This window comes from Streptomyces sp. LaPpAH-108 (assembly GCF_000373625.1).
Taxonomy (GTDB): Bacteria; Actinomycetota; Actinomycetes; order Streptomycetales; family Streptomycetaceae; genus Streptomyces.
In genome coordinates, this window is record NZ_KB891987.1 from 1,114,990 (window position 1) to 1,124,061 (window position 9,072).

At 69.4% G+C, this 9,072-nt stretch carries 7 protein-coding genes; 1 reads left to right on the top strand and 6 read right to left on the bottom strand.

The window, feature by feature from the left end; genetic code table 11:
- Positions 1-10 precede the first annotated feature (10 nt).
- Positions 11-199 (top strand): acyl-CoA carboxylase subunit epsilon, encoded by a 189-nt coding sequence (locus B079_RS0105075; protein ID WP_026248370.1) that lies wholly within the window; start codon positions 11-13, stop codon positions 197-199.
- Between the two features lie 53 nt (positions 200-252).
- Here the strand turns inward: B079_RS0105075 and B079_RS0105080 are convergent, their stop codons facing one another.
- From B079_RS0105080 to B079_RS35725, 6 genes are all read right to left on the bottom strand, one after another.
- A complete protein-coding gene (locus tag B079_RS0105080; protein ID WP_324604036.1) occupies positions 253-3,285 on the bottom strand; it encodes an NACHT domain-containing protein in 3,033 nt (1,010 codons plus the stop codon).
- A gap of 80 nt (positions 3,286-3,365) precedes the next feature.
- Complete coding sequence (locus tag B079_RS0105085; RefSeq protein ID WP_026248371.1) at positions 3,366-3,947, bottom strand: GTP-binding protein; 582 nt, start codon at positions 3,945-3,947, stop codon at positions 3,366-3,368.
- The gene (locus B079_RS0105090; RefSeq protein WP_026248372.1) at positions 3,928-4,494 is read right to left on the bottom strand and encodes a DUF742 domain-containing protein; all 567 of its coding nucleotides are present in this window, start codon (positions 4,492-4,494) and stop codon (positions 3,928-3,930) included. The genes B079_RS0105085 and B079_RS0105090 overlap by 20 nt, the downstream gene beginning before the upstream one ends.
- Positions 4,495-4,590: 96 nt before the next feature.
- Complete coding sequence (locus B079_RS0105095; protein ID WP_005479603.1) at positions 4,591-5,004, bottom strand: roadblock/LC7 domain-containing protein; 414 nt, start codon at positions 5,002-5,004, stop codon at positions 4,591-4,593.
- 10 nt (positions 5,005-5,014) lie between these two features.
- Positions 5,015-8,314, bottom strand: coding sequence for a nitrate- and nitrite sensing domain-containing protein (locus tag B079_RS0105100; protein ID WP_026248373.1), 3,300 nt, complete (start codon positions 8,312-8,314; stop codon positions 5,015-5,017).
- A gap of 401 nt (positions 8,315-8,715) precedes the next feature.
- Positions 8,716-9,072, bottom strand: a 357-nt coding sequence (locus B079_RS35725) for a GTP-binding protein (RefSeq protein ID WP_018544704.1), incomplete at its 5' end; no start/stop codon positions are given.

The following is a 9,072-nucleotide window of genomic DNA, read 5'->3' on the forward strand; positions in this document are numbered from 1 at the left end:
GACCGAAGCCATGAACACTCCCGACATCCGCGTCGAGAAGGGCCACGCCGAGCCCGAGGAAGTCGCCGCCATCACGGCCGTCCTCCTCGCCCGCGCCGCGGCCCGCCACACCACCCGCCCCTCCGCAGGCCGCCCCCGAGCCGCCTGGCGCCGCCTGGAGCGCGAGCCCGGCTTCCGCGCCCCGCACAGCTGGCACTGAGTTTCGCTTCGAAGGGCCCTTTCGTTCTGGAAGGGCCCTTCGGCGTGCCCGTCTTAGTGAATGCTCACCTTGACACCGGGAAAGTCCAGGGCACCTCGATCGTCGGGGAGTAGGCAGTTATGGAGTACCAGTCGCTCCACCTTGGGGGGTTTGAAGTCCGGCGTCTCCAGCCACGCCCGGACGTCAACCCGTTCAAGGTGAAGGAGCGGTACGGCAGGCAGCGCGGTGAGGTTCACCAGCGAGGAGTCGGCGGCCCACAAGTACAGATGCTCCAGGCCGGAGAGCACGGTGTGGCATTGCGCGAGGTCGGTGCCACTGTGGATGTCCCAAAGCGAGAGGTGGCCGGTCTTCTCCGCGAGGCGCAGACTGCTGAGATCGGAGGTGTTCCGGACACACATGGCGAGGTGTCGCAGAGATGCGAAGCGTTCGAGCGCCTCCATATGAATGAACGCCGCGTCGCCGTCCAGAGCCAACGCATCGAGGTCGGGCAGGTGGGGGAGCAGCGACAGGTCTGCTTCGCCAGTCAGCGACCACACGGTCAAGTTATAAAGAGGCGGCAGAATCCGCAGTGCGCCCAGATCGTCCAGCGGGAAACGGATGTCGACATGACTGGGCGCCAGCCGCCTCAAGGCGCGCAACTGGCCCGAATGCTTGACGACGACATTGTGATTCGCGAGCCGAACACCGGACAGCACGGCGTCGGCATAGGTGTCCGGATCGAAGTAGCTCCAGCTCTGGATCAGTTGCCTCACCACGAGGCCACGCTTGTCGCCCACGTAGCTCGACAGCAGTCCGAGTGCCTCGGACCCCCCTATCAGTGCCACGGTCCGAACCGTCTGTACAGCGGCCTTCTCCGTCAGCTCCGTGAGCGACCTCGGCATCTTGCGCAGGAGGCTGGTCCCTACCGCTGCCAGCTGCGCCGGATCGTTCTCGCGGCGCGCCGGCAGCAGTGTCTCTACCGCCGTGTCGACCCGCCCGGCCAGTTCCTCGGACAGCTGTGGCACCGTCTCCTGACACGCCGCCGCCAGCAGGCGCAGCTTGCGGGTCCACCGGGGTTCGGCAACGGCCCGGTCGAGGATGCCGGTCAGTAGCTCTTCCCGCTGAGGCCGATTCGCATGGCCCGCCGCCATGATGATCGTCTCGCGCCACAGATCCAGATGCGCCCGCCCGACCAGGTTGCCGATCCGGTCCTCCTCCGCCGCCTCCTCCGCCGCCAGGTACTCCTGGAAGGTGCGGTGGACGAAGTCCAGGCGGCCGAGGGTGGGGGAGCGGAGGACGCCCGAGCGGTCGCGGAGGCTTTCGAGGACCGTGGTGCCGTCCTGGAGGGAGTCCAGGTGTCGCATACCGGCGAGCTTGCGGCCGACGTGCACGGCAGCCTGCTCAAGGGAGATCTCGCTGCGGTTGTTGTCCGACAGGCGCCACGCGAGGTCCCGTAGCAGGACCACCTTGTCACCCAAGCTCAGCCCGCTGTCCACCGCGCTCGGCACGTTTCGGTCCGCGTCCCGCTCGTGGACCAGCGTGTGGAGGGCGTTGCGGTACAGCTCCATGCGGTCACGCGGGAGCTGACTGCCCCGGTTGAGGTGCATTGCGCAGAGCATGGCCGCCAGCAACGGCGTACCCGCCAGTGACTGCAGATGCGGCCGGTCCTTGAGGCTGTTCAGCAACGACTGCTCGTAGCGCGGAAGTTCCTCCACCGGGCACGGCAGTTCCTCATCCAGCTCGCGCACCGCCTGATGCCACTGCCGGACGAACGCCGCCAGGTCGGGCGGCGTCATCCGGTCCAGGTGCAGCACGGTGAACTTCTCGCGGCGCAGCCAGTCCGCGCCGGCCGCCGCCGGACGAGAGGTCACCACCATCCGCACCTCGGGATACGCGGCCAGCAACTTGCGCAGCCACTCCCGTACGCCCCGCCGCTCGGCGTCCAGCAGCTCGTCCACCCCGTCGATCAGCAGCAGCGCCCGCCCGTCGGCCAACTGGCGCTCCACCCACGCCTTCGGCATCACCCCCGTGATCTGCCCGGCCACCGAGTCGAGCATCGCCTCTGGCGTCGGCAGCGCCCGCCCGCTGTACTCCCGCAGCTTCACGAAGACCGGCGTCAGCCCGTTCCACTCGGCCAGCTCCCCGGTGAACGCGCCCCGCGCCGCCGTGACCGCCAGCCACCGCAGCAGCGTGGTCTTCCCGGACCCGGCCTCACCCCGGAGCAGCACCCGCGTAGGCCCCCCGAGCGCGGCCTCCACCCGCATCCCGGCACCTTCGCCTCCGGTGTTCTCCCAATCACTCATGTCGGGCCGGAGCAGCGGAAGCGCACGCCTCGCTCCTTCGCGTCGCGTCCGTATGTCGTCCCCCGTTGCCCGCAGACTGACGTACGCCACCGAGAGCCGCACCTGCGCCCCCGCCCGGTCCGAGGTGCGCCGGAACAGTTCCACCTCGTCCAGGGTCGTGCTGACCAGCTCCAGATATCGGCGCCGGAACTCGCCGTCCCGGTCCGTCCCCTCGGGGGCGAACAGCGAACGGTCGGGCAGCCGTTGCAGCACCCGCGCGATCTCCGCGCCCAACGACGTCGTACGCGCGAGCAGTTCACTCAGCGCCCGCTCCTCGAAGACGGGCAGCCCCCGCATGATCCGCACGTAGTACTCGACGCACTCCGCGAACAGCACCTCGTACAGCCGGGTCTCCGCCTCGCCGAGGCCGACCGGCGGGCGTGCCGCCCCGGTGAGCCGTCGCACGATCTCCGCAGGCCTCGCGTCCGCCGCCAGGATCGCCTTGTCGGAGAGGTCCGCCGACACGAACGTGTCGCACACCGCGTCGATCACGGCCTGGCGGCTGTTCTCCTCAAGGCCGGGGAACTCCCGCTCCAGGAACGGGGCCAACCGGTCGTAGACCGCGTCGGCCATCTCGTCGAACTGCCGCTCCACACCCCGCTGGAAGCGCAGCCCGGACACGCGCACCCGGATCAGCTCCGCCATGTCCATCCGGCGCTCCTGCTCGCGGCGCTTGCCCCCGAGCCACATCTGGGCGGCCGCCTTCGCCACGGTCGAACCGAGCCGCAGCGCCGCTGCCTCGCCCACCATCGCGTCCCCCTTCATCTGCAGAAGGACCAGTGTGGCAGCGGGGTACGACAAAGGGGCCCCTTCCGGTGTGGAAGGGGCCCCTCGACATGGACCAGTTACCGCAGCCGCGCCATCAGCGCGTGCTCCACCAGGGTGATCAGCGCGCTCTTGGCGTCCGCGCGGTGGCGGGCGTCCGTCGTGATGATCGGGGTGTCGGGGCCGATCTGCAGGGCCTCGCGGACCTCGTCCGGGTTGTAGGGCTGGTTGCCGTCGAAGCCGTTGAGGGCGATGACGAACGGCAGGCCCGAGTTCTCGAAGTAGTCCACGGCCGGGAAGCAGTCGGCCAGGCGGCGGGTGTCGACCAGCACGATGGCGCCGATGGCACCGCGTACGAGGTCGTCCCACATGAACCAGAAGCGGTCCTGACCGGGCGTACCGAAGAGGTACAGGATCAGGTCCTGGTCCAGGGTGATGCGGCCGAAGTCCATGGCCACCGTGGTGGTGGTCTTGTCTCCGGTGTGGGTGAGGTCGTCGATGCCCGCGGACGCGGACGTCATGACGGCCTCGGTACGCAGCGGGTTGATCTCCGAGACGGCACCCACGAACGTGGTCTTGCCCACGCCGAAGCCGCCCGCCACCACGATCTTCGCGGAGGTGGTGGAGCGGGAAGGACCGCCGCTAGAGCTTGCGAAGTCCACTGAGCACCCTTTCGAGCAGTGTCACGTCTGGCTGGCCACCGGCGTTCTCGTCGCCGCCGGGCTGATGGATGGCGACCAGGCCCGCCTCCGCCAAGTCGGCGACGAGAATCCTGGCCACGCCGAGGGGGATCGTCAGGAGAGCCGAGATCTCGGCGACCGACTTGATCTCCCGGCACAGGTTGCAGATCCGCTGATGCTCGGGCAGCTGGCCCTGCATCTGGTGCGGAGCGGCGGTGGTGTGCACCAGTGCCTCGATGGCGAGCTGGTAGCGCGGGCGCGTCCGGCCGCCGGTCATGGCGTACGGACGCACCAGGGGGTTGTTGGCCGCGGCCGGGGCCGCCGCCGGCTCGGGGCGGCGCGGGGCTACCGGCTGGATGCGCGGGGCCTGGGGCTGCTCGTAAGGAGACTGACCGGGGCCCTGCGGTGCGTAGGGCTGCCGGTGGCCGGGGGTGGAGGGAGCGTACGGGTTCGCGGGAGCGCCGTCCTGCCCCTGTGCGGGACCGTACGACCAGCCACCCGTATGCGAACCGCCTGGGGGTGTTGCCACTTTCTCTCCTCCTCCGACTGTGCCGGGCATCCATATGCGTGGAGCCGCGTCCCGAAACCTTACGGCCCCGGGACGCGAACGCGCACCGTCCGCTTGCTAGTTGAGAAGGCTGCCCTGGAGTTCCGCCCGGAGATCCGGGGTCAGGACCGTGCCCGCGCGGTCCACCAGAAGGGCCATCTCGTACCCGATGAGGCCGATGTCCGCTTCCGGGTGGGCCAGCACGGCGAGCGAAGAACCGTCGGATACGGACATGATGAAGAGGAATCCTCGCTCCATCTCCACAACCGTCTGGTTCACGCTGCCTCCCTCGAAGATCCGGGAGGCGCCTGCCGTCAGAGACGTCAGGCCGGAGGCGACGGCCGCGAGCTGGTCGGCGCGGTCGCGCGGGAAGCCTTCGGACATCGCCAGAAGGAGTCCGTCGGCGGAGACCACCACCGTGTGGGACACCCCCGGGGTGTTGTCCACGAAGTTGGTGATCAACCAGTTCAGGTTCTGTGCCGCCTGGCTCATCGGGCTCACACTAACGCTCCTGGTTGTAGGTGCTGTCAGGACCACTGTGCTGATTGTTAGTGGCCTGGCCGTTCGTTTCACTGCCTGCGTTGCGTCCGCGTTGGACGCCTCGACGCAGGTTGCTCAGCCTGCCCCGGACGTCTTCCGGGGCGCGGGAGACCTGTGGGCCCCCCTGAGGGGTGCTCTCGGCGGTGCCCTCGACCAGGTTGGCCTTGGGTACCCGCCGCGGCAGACCGGAAGAGGTGACTCCGCCCGCCTTGGGTTTGCGCAGCTGCGACGCCTGCTGCCAGCGCTCGTCGTTCGCCGAACGCCAGTCGCCGTCGCCGTTGTTCGCGGCGAGCGGGCCCGCCGCGGAGGCCGCCGCCCCCTGCTGTCCGTGGGCCGTGCCGTTCACGCCGTTCGCACCGCTCGTGACGCCACCGCGGCGGGGAAGCCCGGCGTTCGTCATGTCGGGGGCGGCGGGGGAGGCCGGTCCGGGACGCTCGAAGCCTACGCGGTTCCGCTCACTCACGTCACCGGCCTGCGAAGACTCCGTTTCCGCAGCGTACTGGGCCGGATAGTCGTTCTGGAAACCGTTCTGCCCGGACCACTCGTCCTGGCGGCCCACGCCGTCGTACGGACCGAACGCGTCGGGCGCCGAGGCGTGCGCCGGCGCATGGCCGTTCTGGCCCTGCTCCGGGTACGCGTCGGGGTAGCCGCCGTTCTGGCCGAAGCCGTCATTCTGGGCGAAGCCGTCGTTCTGCGGCAGCCCGGCGTCCTGCGCGTAGTACTGCTGCTCCTCGTACGACCCCGACGGCAGCTCCTGGTACGGCTGCTGCGCCTCGGAGGCGGCGGCCTGCGGGTGCTGCTGCACCGGGAAGCCGGAGGTGTCCTCGAAGCCCTGCCGCGGCTGCTCGAAGGCGTCGGGGAACGCGGGCTGCTGCCCGGTCTCCTCCTGCGGCTGGGGGCCGTGCGACTCCAGCGCGGCGCGGCGCTCCTCGCGCATCAGCGAGCGGCCGACCGGGTCCAGACCCCGGATGTCGTCCGGGACCTCGTAGCGGCTGTCGTCGAAGCCGAGTTCGGCGGCGGTGCGCAACGGCTGCTGCTGCGGCTGCTGTTGCTGCTGCTGACCGAAGTTCTCGCCCCGGAACTGCTGCTCCGGGATGATCTGCGAGACCGTGAACTCCTCGCGCTCCAGCGGGACTTCACCGCCACCACCGTGCGTGATCGCGTCCGGGAGCATGACCAGCGAGGTGGTGCCCGCCTGCTCGCCCGAGGGGCGCAGCTGGACGCGGATGCCGTGCCGGTCGGACAGCCGGCCGACCACGAAGAGACCCATGCGCTGGGAGATCGCGGCGTCCACGGTCGGCGGGTTGGCCAGCTTGTGGTTGATGTCCGCGAAGTCCTCGGCCGTCAGACCGATGCCCTTGTCGTGGATCTCGATCATCACGCGGCCGTCGGGCAGCCGGGTCGCGGTGACCTTGACCTTGGTCTGCGGGGAGGAGAACGTCGTCGCGTTCTCCAGCAGCTCGGCCAGCAGGTGGACGAGGTCGGTGACCGCGCGGCCGTGGATCTCGGCGTCCGGGACACCGGACAGCTCGATGCGCTCGTACTGCTCCACCTCGGAGGAGGCGGCGCGCAGCACGTCGACCAGCGGGACCGGCTGGTCCCAGCGGCGGCCGGGCTCCTCGCCCGCGAGGACCAGCAGGTTCTCGCCGTTGCGGCGCATACGGGTCGCGAGGTGGTCCAGCTTGAAGAGGTTCTCCAGCTGGTCCGGGTCGGCCTCGTTGTTCTCCAGGTCGGTGATCAGGGTCAGCTGACCCTCGATGAGCGACTGGTTGCGGCGCGACAGGTTGGTGAAGATCGCGTTGATGTTGCCCCGCAGCAGGGCCTGCTCGGAGGCGAGCCGGACCGCTTCGCGGTGGACCTGGTCGAAGGCGCGGGCGACCTCGCCGATCTCGTCCTTGGTGTGGATCGGGATCGGGGCGACCCGGGTGTCGACCCGGCCGGGGTCGGTGCGGGAGAGCTGGTCGACCAGCATCGGCAGCCGCTGCTCGGCGATGCCGAAGGCCGCGTTGCGCAGCTGGCGCATCGAGCGGCTCATCTGGCGGGCCACGGCACCGGCGAGGAGGAAGGCGAGCAGCAGCGCGAGCACGACGGCCACACCGGTGATGATCGCGGAGGTCTTGGCGTCGTCGGCGATGCCCGACGCCTCGTCCACGGCCTTGTCGGTCAGGTCCGACTCGATGGAGCGGTACGCCTTGAACTTGAGGGTGTTGACCGCCCACCAGTTGGCGGGGGTGATGCCCGCCTGAGCCAGCTGCTGCCGCTCGATCGGGTCGGTGGTCTTCAGGTTGGCGAGCGCCGCGACCATGTTCTGCGGGTCGGCCGGGGGAGCCTTGTACGAGGGGTCCTGGGCCTTGGCCTCGGCCACCATCTTGGCGCCCTGCGTCTGGATGTCCCGCTTCTCCTGGTCGAGGCGGTCCGAGTCCTCCTGGGTACCGCCGCCGAGGTACTCCTCGACCGCGATGCCCTCCAGATAGGCGTAGGAGGAGAGCGCGACGCGCTGGGTGGCCAGGTTGGGGGCGTCCGGGCCCGGCTTCACCAGCATGTGCATACCGATGGAGCGCTCCAGGGAGAGCGCCGCCTTGGTCAGCGAGATGGCGTAGACGGTACGGCCGTAGGACGTGATGTTTCCGGTGCCCAGGCCCAGCTCGTTGGCGAACTCCATGAGCGGGTGGGCGACCTTGATGTAGCCCTCTTCGGTGTCCACGCCGGTGAGCTTGGGCGTGTAGGCGTTCGCGCGCAGGGCCTGCAGTTCGGGCTCGGTCTGGCGGAACAGCTTCAGCCGGCGCTCCAGGCCCGGCTTGCTCGGCATGTTCTGCGCGGCCTGGTCGAAGGCGTCGGCCGCCTTGTCGGTGGACTTGCGCGCCGCCGCGACCGTCGCCTTGTCCTCGGCGGTCTCGGCCTTGCCCTTCAGCAGGGGGGCGGCGCTGATGTCACGCTCGTTGTACAGGGCGTCCGCGTAGGACAGCGACGCCCGCACCAGGATGGCCGTGTTCTCGGCGTCCTGCGCGTCCTGCCAGGTGTCGATCGAGTTCTTCACCTGGAAGCCACCCATGACGAGACCGACCATCACGGGTATGAGCAGGATCGCGTTCAGCCTGGTGGGCACCCGCCAGTTGCGCGGCGAGAACCGGCCCCCGGAAGCCGCGGGCGCCGCGGCCTCGGGCTCCGGTCCCGGTGCTACCGGTGCGGGGGCCGCAGCGCGCGGCGGCGGGGTGAAGTTGCCCCGCGCCGACGGCTCGGGACCGTTCTTGCTTCGCCTCACTCGACCAACAACCTCTCGGCGGTCGGCACCGTCTCGTGCCGCAGTCTCTCAGAGCCCGGTTCGTCTTCGCAGAGCCCGGTTCGTCTTCGACCACTCAGTACGTCTTTGACCCCTGGGCAGTTCAGGCATTCCAGCACGTGGACCAGCGCAGTTCCAAACAGGGTCGGCGCAGTTGTAAGGCCCAGATAAAACGGGTCAATACCGAGCGAGCCCCGGCAAATGGCGGGGGGTTCGTGCGCGCAGCGACACCGGCCGAACGCACCCCGTGGCGATCCCCGGATATTCCTCTGCCGAACTGTTATGAACACCGGAGCCGACCGTGTCCAAGGCCACAGCCGGCTCCGGTCCGTTCAGGGCAACTGCCGTACGGCAGATCCCACTTGAGTACTGCGGCGGGCGTACTACCGGAGGCGTGCCATCAGCGCGTGCTCGACCAGGGTGATCAGCGCGCTCTTGGCGTCCGACCGGTGGCGGGCGTCCGTCGTGATGATCGGGGTGTCGGGGCCGATCTGCAGGGCCTCGCGCACCTCCTCCGGGTTGTACGGCTGCTGTCCGTCGAAGCCGTTGAGCGCGACCACGAACGGCAGACCGGAGTTCTCGAAGTAGTCCACCGCCGGGAAGCAGTCCGCCAGACGCCGCGTGTCCACGAGGACCACGGCGCCGATGGCACCGCGCACCAGGTCGTCCCACATGAACCAGAAGCGGTCCTGACCGGGCGTACCGAAGAGGTACAGGATCAGGTCCTGGTCCAGGGTGAT